The 15,608-nt window shown below is 41.8% G+C and carries 15 protein-coding genes and 1 riboswitch; of the genes, 5 read left to right on the forward strand and 10 right to left on the reverse strand.

What is annotated here, in order from left to right:
- Positions 1 to 24 precede the first annotated feature (24 nt).
- From L3V37_RS03855 to L3V37_RS03870, 4 genes are all read left to right on the forward strand, one after another.
- Complete coding sequence (locus L3V37_RS03855; protein WP_237305869.1) at positions 25 to 1,479, forward strand: sucrose-6-phosphate hydrolase; 1,455 nt, start codon at positions 25 to 27, stop codon at positions 1,477 to 1,479.
- Positions 1,480 to 1,924: 445 nt separating this feature from the next.
- On the forward strand, positions 1,925 to 2,782 hold the full coding sequence (gene yghU, locus L3V37_RS03860) for a glutathione-dependent disulfide-bond oxidoreductase (protein WP_005373705.1): 858 nt from the start codon (positions 1,925 to 1,927) through the stop codon (positions 2,780 to 2,782).
- Positions 2,783 to 3,965: 1,183 nt separating this feature from the next.
- Entirely contained in the window at positions 3,966 to 5,135 is a 1,170-nt protein-coding gene (locus tag L3V37_RS03865) for a D-alanyl-D-alanine carboxypeptidase family protein (protein WP_171342685.1), read from the forward strand.
- Positions 5,136 to 5,347: 212 nt separating this feature from the next.
- Positions 5,348 to 5,755 (forward strand): SPOR domain-containing protein, encoded by a 408-nt coding sequence (locus L3V37_RS03870; RefSeq protein WP_005373701.1) that lies wholly within the window; start codon positions 5,348 to 5,350, stop codon positions 5,753 to 5,755.
- A gap of 50 nt (positions 5,756 to 5,805) precedes the next feature.
- Here the strand turns inward: L3V37_RS03870 and L3V37_RS03875 are convergent, their stop codons facing one another.
- From L3V37_RS03875 to L3V37_RS03895, 5 genes are all read right to left on the reverse strand, one after another.
- A complete protein-coding gene (locus L3V37_RS03875; protein ID WP_130546396.1) occupies positions 5,806 to 6,279 on the reverse strand; it encodes a peroxiredoxin in 474 nt (157 codons plus the stop codon).
- Positions 6,280 to 6,405: 126 nt separating this feature from the next.
- Entirely contained in the window at positions 6,406 to 7,422 is a 1,017-nt protein-coding gene (locus tag L3V37_RS03880; protein WP_237305870.1) for an adenosine deaminase, read from the reverse strand.
- Positions 7,423 to 7,511: 89 nt separating this feature from the next.
- A riboswitch (purine riboswitch) is annotated at positions 7,512 to 7,611 on the reverse strand.
- 237 nt (positions 7,612 to 7,848) lie between these two features.
- On the reverse strand, positions 7,849 to 7,989 hold the full coding sequence (locus tag L3V37_RS03885) for a PA3496 family putative envelope integrity protein (protein ID WP_017633782.1): 141 nt from the start codon (positions 7,987 to 7,989) through the stop codon (positions 7,849 to 7,851).
- A 50-nt stretch (positions 7,990 to 8,039) separates the two neighbouring features.
- A complete protein-coding gene (locus L3V37_RS03890; protein WP_005373692.1) occupies positions 8,040 to 8,249 on the reverse strand; it encodes a hypothetical protein in 210 nt (69 codons plus the stop codon).
- 240 nt (positions 8,250 to 8,489) lie between these two features.
- Positions 8,490 to 8,699 carry a cold-shock protein gene (locus L3V37_RS03895; protein ID WP_005373691.1) on the reverse strand — a complete coding sequence of 70 codons (210 nt, stop codon included), beginning with the start codon at positions 8,697 to 8,699 and terminating at the stop codon, positions 8,490 to 8,492.
- 401 nt (positions 8,700 to 9,100) lie between these two features.
- Here L3V37_RS03895 and L3V37_RS03900 point away from each other — a divergent pair, with 401 nt between their 5' ends.
- On the forward strand, positions 9,101 to 9,949 hold the full coding sequence (locus L3V37_RS03900; protein ID WP_064369375.1) for a pirin family protein: 849 nt from the start codon (positions 9,101 to 9,103) through the stop codon (positions 9,947 to 9,949).
- 142 nt (positions 9,950 to 10,091) lie between these two features.
- Here L3V37_RS03900 and L3V37_RS03905 read toward each other — a convergent pair whose 3' ends face one another.
- From L3V37_RS03905 to L3V37_RS03925, 5 genes are all read right to left on the reverse strand, one after another.
- The gene (locus L3V37_RS03905) at positions 10,092 to 10,940 is read right to left on the reverse strand and encodes a patatin family protein (RefSeq protein ID WP_237305871.1); all 849 of its coding nucleotides are present in this window, start codon (positions 10,938 to 10,940) and stop codon (positions 10,092 to 10,094) included.
- A gap of 257 nt (positions 10,941 to 11,197) precedes the next feature.
- Positions 11,198 to 11,536, reverse strand: coding sequence for a hypothetical protein (locus tag L3V37_RS03910; RefSeq protein ID WP_017635147.1), 339 nt, complete (start codon positions 11,534 to 11,536; stop codon positions 11,198 to 11,200).
- 690 nt (positions 11,537 to 12,226) lie between these two features.
- Positions 12,227 to 12,658, reverse strand: coding sequence for a YccF domain-containing protein (locus L3V37_RS03915; protein WP_005373685.1), 432 nt, complete (start codon positions 12,656 to 12,658; stop codon positions 12,227 to 12,229).
- A gap of 218 nt (positions 12,659 to 12,876) precedes the next feature.
- Positions 12,877 to 13,809, reverse strand: coding sequence for a Gfo/Idh/MocA family protein (locus L3V37_RS03920; protein ID WP_237305872.1), 933 nt, complete (start codon positions 13,807 to 13,809; stop codon positions 12,877 to 12,879).
- 123 nt (positions 13,810 to 13,932) lie between these two features.
- Positions 13,933 to 15,588, reverse strand: a complete 1,656-nt coding sequence (locus L3V37_RS03925) for a phosphoethanolamine transferase (RefSeq protein ID WP_170893114.1) — start codon at positions 15,586 to 15,588, stop codon at positions 13,933 to 13,935.
- Positions 15,589 to 15,608: the final 20 nt, after the last annotated feature.

The raw sequence follows: 15,608 nt of genomic DNA on the forward strand, positions 1-15,608 counted from the left end.
ATCCAATTTCAGTTGAGAAAAATTATGAGCTTAGACAACCGTTGGACTGTAGAGCAAAGATATCGCCGACTTGAACAAATCCCTCAGTGTGATATCGAAGAAATGACACTTTTACGTCAGCAAGATAAAGGCTTTCCTAGTTTTCATATAGCCCCTAGATTTGGGCTGTTAAATGACCCAAATGGGTTGTGCTATTTCAATGGTGAGCACCACATCTTTTACCAGTGGACGCCTGTGGGACCAGTCCATGGAATGAAGTATTGGTATCACCTTTCTACTAAAGACTTCATTCATTTTACTGATCATGGTGTTGGTCTTTATCCTGACCAAGACTACGATTCACATGGTGTCTATTCGGGCGGCGCTTTGGTGGAAAACAACAAGGCTTTGCTGTTTTTTACTGGCAACAAGCGTGACCAAAACTGGAATCGAATCCCAACACAGTGCTTTGCCACCATGGATTCAGACGGCAACATTGAAAAGCACGGTGTGGTCATTGAGAACGAACATTACACGGAGCACTTTCGTGATCCAAAAGTTTGGAAGAAAGGCGACGACTATTTGATGGTGGTGGGTGCTCAAACCAAAACTGAGCATGGTTCAATGGCGCTCTATCAAAGCAAAGATTTGAAAACGTGGCAGCATAAAGGTTCTATCAAGACCAAGTTTTCTGACCTTGGGTACATGTGGGAGTGTCCTGATTTCTTTGAGATTAATGGTCAATCGGTGATGCTGTTTTCTCCACAGGGCGTGAGCAGTAGTAATCCTTATGATTTCAAAAACATCTATTCTGTCGCGTATATCGTGGGTGATCAGTTGAACCTGGAGTCGATGACTTTAGAAAACCACCAAGATATTTTGCAGCCAGATTATGGGTTTGATTTCTACGCCCCACAAACCTATTTAGATGAGAATGGGCGTCGCATTCTTATTGCATGGATAGGGTTGCCAGAAATCGACACGCCATCGGTCACACACCAGTGGGCAGGAATGCTGTCTCTTCCTAGAGAACTAACGTTGAAAGATGGTTTTCTTGTTCAAACTCCGCTCCCTGAGCTGAAAAGTTTAAGAAAAGAAGAGGTGGTCTTTGCACAATCCCATACACTGGAAAGCACAAGTTGTTTGATCCAATTAGACCTTGAGGGCGATGGCTTTGAACTTGAGCTGAGTAACCTCAAAGGTGACAACATCGTCTTTAGTGCGACAGAGCACGAGTTTATGCTAGACCGTCGTCACATGTCTCATTTGTACGCAGAAGAATTTGGTGGTATCCGAAAAGCACCAAGATTGGACGCTAAGCAGACTATTGAGATGTATATCGACAATTCTGTCATCGAGATTTTCATTAATGATGGCAAACACACGATGACCAGTCGTTTCTTTATTGATGACCTTAGTAAAGTAACGTTGATAGGGTTGGAACAAGCAAGGCTTTTCCCTTTGAAAGGTATAACTGGTTTGTTTGAATCAGCTAAGTAACGGTTTCGAATACATTAAAACGCCCTTCATTGATTTAGTGAAGGGCGTTTTTCTTTCTAACTATCTAACTTAACTGCCTATCACGTACGTAAGTGGTTTGAACTAGGGTATCCAAAACAACTTCACTCTTGGTCACTGTATAGTTTAGCTACGGTCCTAAATCACCAAACAGAGGAGCGCCGCCGAGTGTAGCTTACTCATCTACTCATCGTTGGCATATCGAACCTAGTTCACATTATCGCGACGTTTTTACTTATAGCGTGAAAGAAAATCCCATAACCAAAGGTTCTAACTAAAAGAGATTGCAGGACTTTTATTTAGCGAATTCGACCTAATATCTTGAGTATGCCTAATCGCAGTTGGCGAAGAGGTGATGTTAATAATGCTTGCTGGCGCGTAAGACCCGTCAGTTTGAAGATGCATTCAAACACAATAAGGGAAAACAATGGCTAACGAATACATTCCACCAAAAGTTTGGACAAACGATAATGAAAACGGCGGTCAGTGGGCGAGCATCAACCGTCCGGATTCTGGCGCACGTCATGAGCAAGAGCTTCCAGTTGGTGAGCACCCATTCCAACTTTACTCAATGGGTACCCCAAATGGTCAGAAAGTGACGATCATGTTTGAAGAGCTTTTAGCGGCAGGCGTAACGGCAGCAGAATACGACGCGTACCTGATTAAGATTGGCGATGGTGACCAGTTTGGCTCTGGCTTTGTGGCTGTTAACCCAAACTCTAAAATTCCGGCATTGGTTGACCGTTCGGGTTCTGAGCCAGTGAACGTGTTTGAATCTGGCAACATCTTGTTTTATCTAGCAGAGAAGTTTGATCATTTCTTACCAAAAGAAGGCGCTAAGCGTGCTGAGGTAATGAACTGGTTATTCTGGCTCCAAGGTTCTGCGCCATATCTAGGCGGTGGTTTTGGTCACTTCTACGCGTACGCACCAGAGAAGTTCGAGTACCCAATCAACCGCTTTACAATGGAAGCAAAACGTCAGTTAGATGTATTAGACAAGCGTCTTGCGAACAATGAATTCCTAGGTGGCGATGAGTACAGCATCGCTGATATCGCAACATGGCCATGGTACGGCAACCTTGTGTTGGGTCGTGCTTACGATGCGGCTGAATTCTTAGACGTAGAAAGCTACAAAAACGTTGTGCGTTGGGCAAAAGTAATTGATGAGCGTGAAGCGGTAAAACGTGGTCGAATTGTGAACCGTTCATGGGGTGAAGAATGGGAGCAGTTACCTGAGCGCCACAGCGCAGAAGATATTGATAAAGTATTGAAACTTAAACCATAAGCAATCTTGGCCTAGCTACGTCAAATGAGTTTAGTTTTATCTATGCTTATACAGAGATCTTAATCAAATCTATAGCGCACCATATACGGTGCGCTATTTTTATTCTCATTTAGTCTCGAAATGCTAATTTATATCACCTCTTGAAGAGCATTTAGTTCGTAGATGAATCTTTAATGTATTTATATGTTATGATGCAAAACAAAGCTCATATTTCCATGTTAAATATGGACTGGTTATACTGCTTTCTAATAATTAAATTATTTAAAAATTATAAACTGATTTTATATCCATTATAAATAAAATTAATGATAATTAATATTTGACATAACCACTAAATTTATGTGGAATATGCGGGTTGATTTGTTTTGAAGAAATAAAATTAATTTCTAGTACTTTTATTTAAGACAAGCTTAGCTTTTAGCGATGTTTAATTATTAATGCTTATATCATGAAAGAGGATATGTATGATGTCGTCGTTTGAGTCGTACTGGGTTGGGATACGTCAAAGAATAGCTACACAAACCCAAGGTAACCGCAGTTTAAAGTCTCTAGTCATTAAAAAGCAGCGTGTGAACTTAAATAACAGTGGGTTATCCTTTCGCGCTAAGTCCGGATGCCTTATCCCTCACTGTTATACCAAGTTCTCTGATGAGATAAACCTAAAAACATCGAAAAAATCGTCTCTTAGTTTTAAAAAAGGAAAGCTGTATTTTTCTCCGATTTAATAATAAATGAAATTTGCATAAATTATAATCTGAGGTTTTTAAATTTATCGATAATTAATTACGATTTTATGATGCGTTTTTAATATGTTTTCTTGGTAAGTAATTAGCTGGGCTTATTGTTGATTGTTTTTGTTGTTTCCTATTTAGATATGGATAAAAGCTCAACTACTTTTCCTATACCAACTTACTCCCTGAATTGACTTGCGCGCTTTTTCTCTCCTCTCAAAAAACATAGCGTTACGGAATTATTTTCGCTCTTGTTTCATTCTTCAAGACGAAAGCTCTACCTACCTCTCATTATTTTCGACAAACATTGAGTAAAAGTAACCAATCGTAACAAGGTGGCTGTAACTGAGCGCCGTTTCAATATACTCGTTTTTTAACTAGGTAATCCCGCGCTTTGAATTCATTCGGGTACCGTTTGTAAGCCTTAAATGCTACTAAGATAAGATGTCATGATGAGAAAAAGTACTATATTACACACAGTGTTAATTACAGGGTTCGCTGCTGTATCCTCGTTGGCTTATGCTGCGCCTTCAGTTGTGCCAAATGCGCCGGAACTCAGTTCTCGTGGTTATGTTTTGATGGACTTCCATACGGGGAAAGTACTGGTTGAACGTGATGCCCACAAACGTTTAAACCCCGCGAGTTTAACGAAGTTGATGACTGCTTATGTAGCTGGTCAAGAAATTAATACAGGCAATATTACGTTGAATGATGAGGTTGTCATCAGCAGAAATGCTTGGGCAAAAAATTTCCCAGATTCTTCAAAAATGTTTATTGAAGTCAATACTTCCGTTTCTTTGTCTGACTTATACCGTGGTCTGATTGTTCAATCTGGTAACGATGCCAGTGTCGCTATTGCTGAGCATGTTGCGGGAAGTGAATCAGGGTTTGTGAGTTTGATGAATAGTTGGGCCGCCAAGCTTGAATTGTCTAACACGGCATTCACCAACCCTCACGGCCTAGACAGTGACGGTTTATATTCGACACCTTATGATATTGCCAAGTTGGGCCAAGCGATTATTCGTGACTTACCTGATATCTATCCGCTGTATAGCGAAACCTCGTTTACTTACAATGGCATCACTCAATACAACCGTAATGGCTTGCTTCGTGATCGTAGTATGAATGTCGATGGCATGAAAACTGGATATACAAGCGGTGCGGGTTATAGTCTAGCGACTTCTGCAACACAAGGTGATATGCGTCTGATTGCTGTGGTGATGGGAGCGAAGAGCGAGAATGTTCGTGAATCAGAAAGTAAGCAGCTGTTAAGTTATGGCTTCCGCTTTTACGATACGGTAATGCCGACTGAGGCGGGTGCGGAACTTGCGAAAGCTCGAGTTTGGATGGGTGAAAAAGACGAGCTTACTGTCGGCGTAGCTAACGATGTGTATCTCACTTTGCCAAAAGGAGATGTAAAAAAGCTGCAAGCGGAAGTCGAATACAACGGTGATTTAGTTGCGCCAATTTCTGAGCAACAAGTGGTTGGTAAAGTGCTTTACAAAGTCGACGGTAAGGTCGTAAATGAAGCCGAGCTCGTTGCATTGGAATCCGTGGAGGAAGGCAGTTTATTCAAGCGAATTTTAGACTGGTTTAAACAATTGGTCGCTAGCTGGTTCTAAACAGTAGCGAACTTCTGTCTATATCACTCTATCTTGTTAATGTTCTATTAAATCAATTTACTAAGGCGACCAACGTGGTCGCCTTACGTTTTTGGAATACTCGTTGCGTTAAAACGCAGGCCTTCTTGTAAGGGGGTGTTTTTACCTGACCAAGAGCGTTTTGTGTTTTTGGGTGCGAGAGAAAAGAAACTAGAACAAGAATGGAGTGACACGTGCACAAGATTTTATCTTTGACATTGATTTTATCGCTCATGGGCTGCGCTATGCCTTACCAGCAGGAGGTCGATAGCGGCCAATGTGTTGGAGTCATGACCTCTCAGGATGCATATGGTTATTTAAACCCAAACCATTACACAATGCAGGTACTCGCGCTAAAGCAAGAAAAAGATGTGAAAGATTATATTCGCTATATCGATCCTAAGCATCCGGTTTGGGTTAACTGGAAAAACAGCCGAGGCACGCGTTGGTATACGGTAACTGTTGGTGATTTTAAAACGAAACAGGATGCCTACAATGCGCTTTCTTCATTACCAAGCCGTGTAAAGCAGTCATCCCCGTTTGTGCTGACTTTTGCGGAAATGCAGCGTAAGCAACAAACGAGTGTTGTGAGAATGCGTTAGCCAACAAAAAACGGAAGCGATGGCTTCCGTTTTTGTATTTAGGAGTAAGCTTAAAGCGCCGCTAAAATCGTTTCTGCTTTGCTTGCTTCAAACTCTTTTGGCTCTTCAACGTTAAGCTTAGTCACTGTGCCGTTTTCAATGATCATCGCGTAACGTTGTGAGCGAATACCACCAAAGCCGCCTGTATCCATTTCAAGACCCAATGTTTTAGTAAAGCTAGCGTCGCCATCACCCAACATCAGAATCTCAGAAGCGTTTTGAGCTTCGCCCCACGCTTGCATCACAAATGCATCGTTTACAGAAACGCACGCAATTAAATCAACACCTTTTGCCTTTAGCTCATCAGCTAATACCACATAGCCTGGTAGATGAGCTTCTGAACAGGTAGGGGTGAATGCGCCAGGTACAGCAAAGAGTACGACTTTCTTGTTCGCAAACAGTTCTGTAACGTCGTGGTTAACCATACCATCGGCAGTCAACTCACTTAGAGTTGCAACTGGTAGAGCTTGGCCTTGTTGAATCATGATTCTATTCCTTTTTGTGTGCTAGTTTAGCTTTCTCAGTCTAGCGTTTATAAATGCGGTTAACCACAGAGTCTTTGTAGGGTTTTAATACCTACGCGTTTGACCTAAGGCGTGGTACTGATGCCTTTATTGCGACGCTTCGTGCTGGTTTACGTATTGGCTAACAAGGTGACGATATTTCGCCTTTAACTCGTTATCGATAAAGCTGGCATCAATCGCGTTCATTGTAAATTGGGCAAGTTCACTCTTACTCATTGGATGTGCGTTGTTGACGGCCAGAAAGTTATCCGTCATGTAGCCACCAAAGTACACAGGATCGTCTGAGTTAATCGTTACGGCGACACCTTTTCGTAGCAAATCCACAATATTGTGATCTTTCATATCGTCGAATACACATAGCTTAAGATTCGATAACGGACACACTGTCAGTGGCATTTGGCTTTCGATTAAGGATTCAACTAATGCTTCATCATCAACACAGCGAACACCGTGATCCACGCGGCTCACGTAAAGCATTTCAATTGCATCGCTAATATTTTGTGCGGGGCCTTCTTCACCTGCGTGAGCAACGGTAAGTAAGCCTTCTTCTACTGCTTGTTTAAATACGCGCTTGAATTTAGCTGGCGGATGACCTTGTTCTGAAGAATCTAGTCCAACACCAATGATCTTATCACGATGTTTCAGAATAGCCTGTAGGGTCTCTATGGCGCTCTCTTCTGAAAGGTGACGGAGAAAACACGCAATAATTTGCGAGGTAATGCCAAGTTTTTCGTGACCATCTTTTAGCGCACGAGCGATTCCATTGATAACAGTGTCAAAGTCTATGCCGCGTTCTGTGTGTGTTTGAGGGTCAAAAAAGATTTCGGTATGAATAACGTTGTCTTCTTTACAGTGCAGTAAGTATTCCCAAGTGAGATCGTAAAAATCTTGCTCAGTACGCAGAACTCCCGCTCCTTGGTAATAGAGGTCGAGAAATGATTGTAAGTCTGTGAACTGATATGCGCTGCGTAGTTCACTCGGAGAAGAGTAAGGGATCTCGATGCCGTTTCGTTTTGCTAATTTGAATAAGAGTTCCGGCTCAAGTGAACCTTCGATATGTAAGTGCAGCTCTACTTTTGGAAGACCTTGAATAAATGCGTTCATATTCCACCTTATGTGTATTGTGGATGCAGTTACTCTAAGAATAGGTATAGATAGAAATAAATCGAACGCTATCACAAAGAGTAAGACCCACGATGATCTCAACTCTTCGTAATCAGCACTTTGCGGGAACTGGTAGAGACCCCCAAACCATATCATTGGGGTTATACGAAGCAAACGAGAGGGATTATACGCAAAAATATCGCTTTGGCTATACGCAAATAACCTAACTGTCATTAGTCACGGGTTTTCCTGTGAGCGAAACGACTATTTGCAAGTCACTTGAGTATAGAGGAGCCAGTTGTTTTTGCGTGTGTGAGAGGCTCGTGTAATTAGAAGAGTAGTCTAAAAGAGTGGAGATTCGTTTGAGCAAAGGTAGGTGGCGGTACCTTGCACAACGATAAAGGCAGAGAAAGCACTAAAGAGCATTTATAGATCGAATAACTTATCAAATTCTCTTTGTTCCATAATGTCTTCTATGCGGCGTCGAGTTTTCTGCTTTACCGCCGCCGCGTTTTGTTCAGACTCTTTTTTGTCTTTTTCTGACTGCTTCTTACTTTTTCTAGCCATTGGATACCTTCCAAATTAGTTGCATTATCCATTAATGCATGAAAACTGAATCAGTTAACAGTAAAACTTCCTAACTTTGAACCTGAATCACAGAGAATAGTTCCAGATTGCGTTTTCTCACAATATTCAAAATCGATCATGAAGCTATGAGAAAGAAGTTTCGGTAATACGTGTCTTCGTAAAATATCACCATTTAATTGATGTATTTTAGCGTTCCAAGAGGTTTGAGGTTGTTCTAAATTAAATTCAATTTCTAACATTTATTCTCCTGTTTTTTAGTGATTTTCTCTTTGTTAAGTAATTGATACCAATGCCTTTGACGGCCAGTTCTTTTTGAGGACATGATTTTTCCTATAAATAATAAATTAAGCAGTACTATTCAGTTTATTTTAGATAGCACAAAGCAATGCCTAAAATTAGGCTGAGTGATTGATGAAAGAATATTTTTGAAGGAGAGAGGTTTGGTGCAGCATGAGCATGCTACACCAAGAAAAGCAGTCTTATAGAGGAGTTACTTCAGTCGCTTGAGGACCTTTTTTACCTTGCTCTACATTGAAGCTTACTTTCTGACCTTCAGTCAGTGTTTTGAAACCGTCAGAAACGATAGCGTTAAAGTGTACGAATACATCTTGGCCGCCGTTGTCTTGAGATAGAAAACCGAAGCCTTTAGTTTCGTTAAACCATTTTACTGAACCAGTTACTTTAGACATAAAAATACCTTTGAATTAAACATTAAAATTATGATTTGTTTTGTGGATCTTTTCTAAGCTATTGAATGTTCAATCAAGAGGAAGTTGTACGCAGGTGTCTGAATTGGGGATTCAAGATTTTACTGAGAGGAAACTTAAACTAAATGTTGCATTAACAGCTCTCTTCTAAGAGCCAAGGCACACTATACACCTTGTTTAGAAAATAGCTACATTTATTTTAGATAAATTAAATGTGCTCATTATTAACTCGATAAACTGTATTGTTCGAAAAAGTTGAATAAGTAGAACGAATAGTATGGCTCATAATTTTAGCTCATCAACCTAAAATAGAACCTTATCGATAGCCATAGATTGAACATGCGATTTGCAAGCGGTCACAAAGATAAACTAGGAGAACTAGTATGAGTACATTCAGAGAAATTCGTCAGCTTATTCCTGCGCAACCTACTGCTGATGGTGATGGAGTGAAAATTCGCCGAGTAGCGGGTTTCAATCATGCTAGCTTTTCTCCATTTTTGATGATGGATGAACTCAAATCAGAAGACCGTGCTGATTATATCGGCGGTTTCCCTCCGCATCCGCACCGCGGTATCGAGACGCTTACTTATATGTTGAAAGGTCATTTCCAGCATCGTGATCATATGGATAATGTTGGCGAGCTTCGTTCCGGTGGAGCACAGTGGATGGCGGCAGGAAGAGGCGTCATCCATAGCGAAATGCCTATTATGAAGGAAGGCGAACTGCATGGTTTCCAAATTTGGATTAACCAGCCTGCGAAAAATAAGATGCAGCCAGCTCAATATCATGACTTTCAACCTGAAACGATCACTGAGTTTGATACTCCGAATACGGGGGTTGTACGTTTGATTGCGGGTCATATGACTATAAACAACGAACGAATTCAGGGGCCGCTAACAGAGACAGGTGTTGCTGCCACGGTAGCCGATTGGAGAGCGATGGGTGGTCAAGCTTTGAATTTGAACACGGAGCAAGACAACAACATGATGCTCTATGTCTATAAAGGTCGTATTCAATTAAAAGGTCGTGAGATCAATCAAGGCGAAATGGCCATTTTATCGAAAGGTGAATGGGTTGAATTGCAGGCCGAAAAAGAGAGTGGTGCACTGATCTTTATTGGTGAGCCAATTAATGAACCCGTGGTGCATTATGGCCCTTTTGTCATGAATAGCATGGAAGAGATAGAACAAGCAATCCAAGACTACAACTCTGGGTTGTTTGAAACTTACTAGTTTGGACTGCCTACTCGCTTTTTCAGTTAGCGAGCAAATTAAAACAGTTTTGAGCCTGAATATTGGGCTCGACCAGAAGCAAATACGATAATCCACTGCCATCGAATTTGCGTTAGCCACGTTTAATCCACGTGGCTTTTTTCTACTTCTGACTCCATCGTATGATGGCTTCCTTTCCTGCTTCAATTCCTAACTCATAAGCATGACGCAGTGGTGCTGGCGATCGACTCAGCCGTTTCAACTTGAATGTTTCAGGAGGACACACTTGAATGATTTCGATACCAGGTGGTGGGTTGTTGAGCAGCGCTAAGGTCTGATTGTAGCGAACTTCACGTGTCAACATCGGTTCAATTAATCCGGGCGTTTCTTTCAACATCTTCCTAGTTAGGGCGCTGAATCTTCCTCTTGGCTTTTGATAGCTTGCGGGCTGACTGCGTAAAACCATAATCTTTTTGGCTCCTCGCTTTATTGCTTCTGCAACAGGAAGTGCGTCTGAGACGCCACCATCAACGTATTGAATTCCGTTCAGTGATACGCCATTTCTGTAAAGTACAGGCAGTGCGCTGCTGGCTTTCATTGTTTCTGCCAAGTCGTCGACATCAGGAAGGTGGTACTCCGCTTGCCCATTGTCTTGACGCGTCACGCCTAAAAAGAAAGGTCGTGAATCAGCTTTGAGGGCAGATTTATCGATGCCAAGTTCTTCGAGGGTGACATTCCACATCCAGTCTAAGTTCATCATATCACCACCACGTAGAAGTTGAGATGGAGAGATAAATTCTTTTCTTAAGCTGTAATCGAGGTAGATTTTTAAGTTACGTCCGGGCATTTTAGCTAAGTAGGCCGCCAAGTTGCTAGCACCCGCAGACACTCCCCAAAAGCTATCAAATGGAGAGAACTCGCTAGCAAGAAAATGATCGAGTATGCCGCATGAAAATACGCCTCGCATGGCTCCACCTTCGACAATCAATGCTCGAGAGCCTACTTTTTCCATCACTTCGCTCCACTCTTTATCAATCGGATAATAGCGTGCAGCTTAACGCATAATGGTTTTATACCCAAGTGGGCCAAAGGTCTAGGTTGCGTTCCTTTGAATAAAAAGGGCATCAATGGATGCCCTTGTCACTTTTAGCCTATGGAATTGCGGGTAATTGAGTCGCTAATTTAGTGAAGGAGACCGAGCCGACTAGCCCCCTTACATAGAGCCATACCTGTAGTCCCATACTGATCGTTGTTGGAATAGTTTGATGATCACTTGTTAAATAGGCATACAAACACTATCCAGAGCGTTGTAAGCAAAAGTAATGGGGTGAATACTTTCTGGATAGAAGCGCCATCAGTTAAATTGTAAATTTTGATGGATTCATTATAGAACGCTCGTTTGAATTCTTTGAAGCTAATGTCGCTCTTCGCATGCGACTGTTCATAGTGCTGGTGCGCAGCGTCCGATAGCTGGTATTCCAAGTCTTGGAGCTCGTACTCCTTGTTAAAAAACGCATCCCAAGCCGAAAGGCGGGCTATCGTTTTAGGAGATGGATCCCCATTTAGTTTCTCTAGACGCTTAGCATAAGCTGCTTGATATTTATCCACGGTATATTCCTGTCTGAATAGACGTTGAGTTAGAACATATGTAAAAAGAAAAATAAGTAATAAAAGGTTTTTTACGTTCTATACCTGTGATAAATGCTAAAAAGTTCAATGCTCTAGCACTCCGATGTCGCAAATAATATTGATGGAATTGCTCTGCGACAAATAAAATAATTACTCTAGATAACAACGAATTTTTGTTGTTTTTTAAAAAAACTGGTCATGAGATTGAGTGGGGAGTTTTACCAAGAAGAATTTCGCTACTGTAACTCTCTATATTTACTCAAAAAGAGAAAATCTTAGAAGCTTTCTTTGATTGATGTGAGATATTTTAGGTCGAAAAGCATTAATTTTGGCTATGCTTATAGTTCGTCTTTTTGTTGTTGAACTCTACTTCGAGGGGGAAAGAACCCATATTTCGAGCATAGGATAGCTCGCTTTTTCGTTACGTCGTTCTTGGAGTTTGAGTCAGTGACGACGCTATGAGTCTAGCATCTTGAACTCGATTGGGCGTATTAATTAATTATAAAAGTAAAGCAGTGCTGAGCTAGGATAAACTTCAACGTAAAGGTGACGGTATGAATATACAATCAGCCATTATTGAATATGCGATAGCGATTATAGGCTTACTTTTGACGGGCGTTACCCTCTGAGCATGACTGCCCAGAGGATAGAAAGTGCATTAGCCGATCGCTAACGATTGATGTTATATCGAGCCATTGCAGCTTCTTCAGACGATACAACCGTTTTACCAATTGGTGCGAGTGAAATAACCGCTAGCTTGAGGTGTTGGAGCGCAAACGGAATGCCGATTATGGTGACAAAGCATGCTGCGGCAGAAAGTACGTGACCGATAGCTAACCAAAGGCCTGCAAATACAAACCAAAGGACGTTACCAATAACGCCGAGCGGACTCGTGCCAATGTCCATTTCATTGGTCAATTCATCGCGTGAGATGGCCTCTTTACCGAATGGGAAAAAGGAAAAATTACCCATAACGATACACGCACGCCCCCAAGGTATTCCGATGATGCTAATAAAGGCCAAAATACCAAAAAACCACCATAGCAACCCCATAAATACGCCACCAAATACAAACCAAATGATGTTACCAAGTGTTCTCATTCTATTTCCTTTATTCTTGAATGTGATGATTTAGATACCTGAGAGCACCGTAAAACAAATCTAAACCGTCTGTTTTGTCGATGTGTGCTTTTGTGCCCTCATTCACCTGATTGATAGAATAATCGCCGTAGTCTTAACAGAGAATGAATGCCTTCCTTAATGCAAGTCTTTTTAGTATAGAGCGTAATACTCAATCAAGCATATAGCCAAGAATCGCATTATCTAGAGACAACTTTCTTGAGATATTGACAAATTTGCTCTGCCAATCGATGGCTAGCAATGTTGCGTGTTACTACTTCATCAGCAATATTTCCAGACTCAACGACGCCAAACCAATCGAGCAACATCGAATGGAAACCTTTACTCGTCAGCATTGGCGTCCAGTCTTTCAAATTGATTTTTTGCTCTTGGTTAGCTTGCCATAGTTTGCCTTCAACGAAGGAGTCGAACTCAACTGCCTTGTTTGCATAACAAGCTTGAACGCGCTCTGTAGTGATACCGAAGTGGCGATTCATCGAGGCGTGGAGCAAAGTATCTCCATGTTGCCACTGAATATCTAAACGCGCCAACTGACCACCTTCAAGTTGATGAGTTACATAAGCATCTTTTAGATCGGCTTTGGCTGTGACGTTAACGCTGTCTAATGGGTGAATAAAATCATCAAATATAAAGGTACGAACATCCCCCGGTAGTTGGTGACGGTTCTTTTCCCAGCGTAGCGACTTTAAGTCAGATATGTTGCCTTGCTGCACTTGTGGCATATGTTGGTTGTAAAGTGGAATGTGACGACGGTTAAAGCCCACATAGAGTGGCTGTCTCTCTTTTTCGGCAATGTCGTACAGCTTTTCTACGTCATCAGCACTGTTCGCTAATGGTTTGTCGACAAAGGTTGGAATTCCATGCTGCAGAAAAAATGCCGCTATTTGAGGGTGTACGCTTGTTGCCGCATGAATCATGACGGCATCGACGCCAAAGTGCAGAAGTTGCTGGTAGTCTTGGCAGATCTCTGAGATTCGATACTGCTTAGCCAGGCTCTCAAGTGTGTTTGGGTTGCGGGTACAAAATACAAGTTCGATATTTGGAAGCTGAGTGATAACAGGAAGGTATGCTTTCTGAGCGATATCCCCTAGACCAATAATACCAATTTTCATCCTAGTCCTTATCTCGATGTATGGATCGCGGACTGTCAGTATAACGTTTGGCTCGGCGATGAGTTTAAATACCTTGTTAGAAAAAGCCTGATTCACACTTTGAGCCAGGCTTTATTGAATGATTTAGGAAACGGCTCGGCAGGCTTTGAATATATCTAACTTGCTATCGTAGGCTTGAGTTTGTACATCCATAATGCCTAATAAAGAGTGGAACACGTTATCATGTGAGTATTGGCCTGCATTCTGTGCTTGTTTATACAAACAGTCAGTATTGATCTGCTTCGCTTGTTTAAAGCCTGAAGACAGCCACATAATCAAAGGAACGCGTTTTTGGAAATCTGGTGCAAGGCCATAAGGCATACCATGTAAGAACAATCCGTTTTCGCCTAGTGACTCACCGTGATCCGATATATAAATTAGCGCGGTATTATACTCAGACTCTAACGCTTTAAGTTTTTTGATGGTTTCTGCCAATACAAGATCGGTGTAGCGTATTGTATTGTCATATGTGTTCACTATTTGTTCGATGCTACAGTTTTCGATATCTGCACGTGGACAGTCTGGTTTAAAGAAGGCGTTGTCTCTTGGGTAACGCTGAAAGTAGGTCGGACCGTGGCTTCCTATAAGGTGCATGGCGACCACTCGGTTACCGTGCATATCCGCGACTTCCTGATCAAAATGATCTAATAGCGCCATGTCGTAACAAGTTTGGCCATTACACATAGGGCTTACTTGCTTTCGATCCACTTCGATTTTCTTGATCTTGTGGGCTACTTCTTTATCCCCACCGTCATTTTCTTTCCAAATGAGGTCAACCCCGGCGCGCTGCATTATATCGAGAGCATTGTCCTGGTTATCCGCTTTGGTGCGTTCAAACTCGTTTCGCGTGAGCTGTGAAAACATACAAGGCACAGATACAGCAGTCGCGGTGCCACAAGATGCGACGTCTTGAAATGAGATAACATCCAATTTACTAGTATAAGGGTTTGTCTCTCGTGTATAGCCATTGAGTTGGTAGTTCTGCGTTCGAGCGGTTTCTCCTACGACAAAAACCAGTAGTGTTGGTTTGCGCTGTGCTTGCTGTACGGCGCTATCTGACTGCTTTGCATCTGTGCCGATTTCTCGATATGGCTCTGGCGTGGTGAAATATTTCTCCTTCACATACCCGGTCGCGCTGTAAACGAACTGGGTGGGTATGATGATTTTTTTTAGGTGGCTATTGTTGCGCCCTACAGATGCGTAGTCTTGATAGTACACGCTGGCAATGACGGCGATGACAGCTAGCGACGACAGCATCGATACTAATTTGGTAACAGAGAAGTACAGTAATTGGTGACGTTGAGATTGCAGCTTGACCTTAAAGACAATTATCGCTGGGATAACTCCCATAATCAGCGTCCAAATTACAGAGTGAGCACTCAGGTAAGAACTAGCCTCGCTCGAATCGGTTTCAACAATATTGGCAATCATTCCAGAATCGAAAAGTGTGCCATAGTTATAGCTTGCGTAGCTCACCATACTTGAAACAATGATTAAAATTATAAAGAACGGCTTGCCGATCCAAGGCCAACTAAATAAATTAAAAAGGAAATTGAGCGCGGCAAGAAAGAAAATTGGTATTGTGATAATAAATCCAATCTTGACATTATCTAAGTGTGTAAAGATGCCGATCAGTTCTTTATAAATAGGGATATTTACGACGAGAGCGAAATACAGCGCCAACAGGAAAGTAAAGGTAACGTAAGAGATACCTCTCTGTTGTAAATCATGTGTCTTCATAATGAGTGTCTTGAATAAAA

Origin of the sequence: Vibrio sp. D54, assembly GCF_021728075.1 — a bacterium.
Lineage (GTDB): Bacteria > Pseudomonadota > Gammaproteobacteria > Enterobacterales > Vibrionaceae > Vibrio > Vibrio alginolyticus.

Bases quoted from the DNA above. Each gene is read 5' to 3' on its own strand.
- L3V37_RS03885 (WP_017633782.1), bottom strand. From the start codon at position 7,989: ATGGCTAGAAAAAGTAAGAAGCAGTCAGAAAAAGACAAAAAAGAGTCT.
- L3V37_RS03895 (WP_005373691.1), bottom strand. From the start codon at position 8,699: ATGTCTAAAGTAACTGGTTCAGTAAAATGGTTTAACGAAACTAAAGGC.
- L3V37_RS03900 (WP_064369375.1), top strand. From the start codon at position 9,101: ATGAGTACATTCAGAGAAATTCGTCAGCTTATTCCTGCGCAACCTACT.
- L3V37_RS03890 (WP_005373692.1), bottom strand. From the start codon at position 8,249: ATGTTAGAAATTGAATTTAATTTAGAACAACCTCAAACCTCTTGGAAC.
- L3V37_RS03875 (WP_130546396.1), bottom strand. From the start codon at position 6,279: ATGATTCAACAAGGCCAAGCTCTACCAGTTGCAACTCTAAGTGAGTTG.
- L3V37_RS03865 (WP_171342685.1), top strand. From the start codon at position 3,966: ATGAGAAAAAGTACTATATTACACACAGTGTTAATTACAGGGTTCGCT.
- L3V37_RS03905 (WP_237305871.1), bottom strand. From the start codon at position 10,940: ATGGAAAAAGTAGGCTCTCGAGCATTGATTGTCGAAGGTGGAGCCATG.
- yghU (WP_005373705.1), top strand. From the start codon at position 1,925: ATGGCTAACGAATACATTCCACCAAAAGTTTGGACAAACGATAATGAA.
- L3V37_RS03880 (WP_237305870.1), bottom strand. From the start codon at position 7,422: ATGAACGCATTTATTCAAGGTCTTCCAAAAGTAGAGCTGCACTTACAT.
- L3V37_RS03915 (WP_005373685.1), bottom strand. From the start codon at position 12,658: ATGAGAACACTTGGTAACATCATTTGGTTTGTATTTGGTGGCGTATTT.
- L3V37_RS03920 (WP_237305872.1), bottom strand. From the start codon at position 13,809: ATGAAAATTGGTATTATTGGTCTAGGGGATATCGCTCAGAAAGCATAC.
- L3V37_RS03855 (WP_237305869.1), top strand. From the start codon at position 25: ATGAGCTTAGACAACCGTTGGACTGTAGAGCAAAGATATCGCCGACTT.
- L3V37_RS03925 (WP_170893114.1), bottom strand. From the start codon at position 15,588: ATGAAGACACATGATTTACAACAGAGAGGTATCTCTTACGTTACCTTT.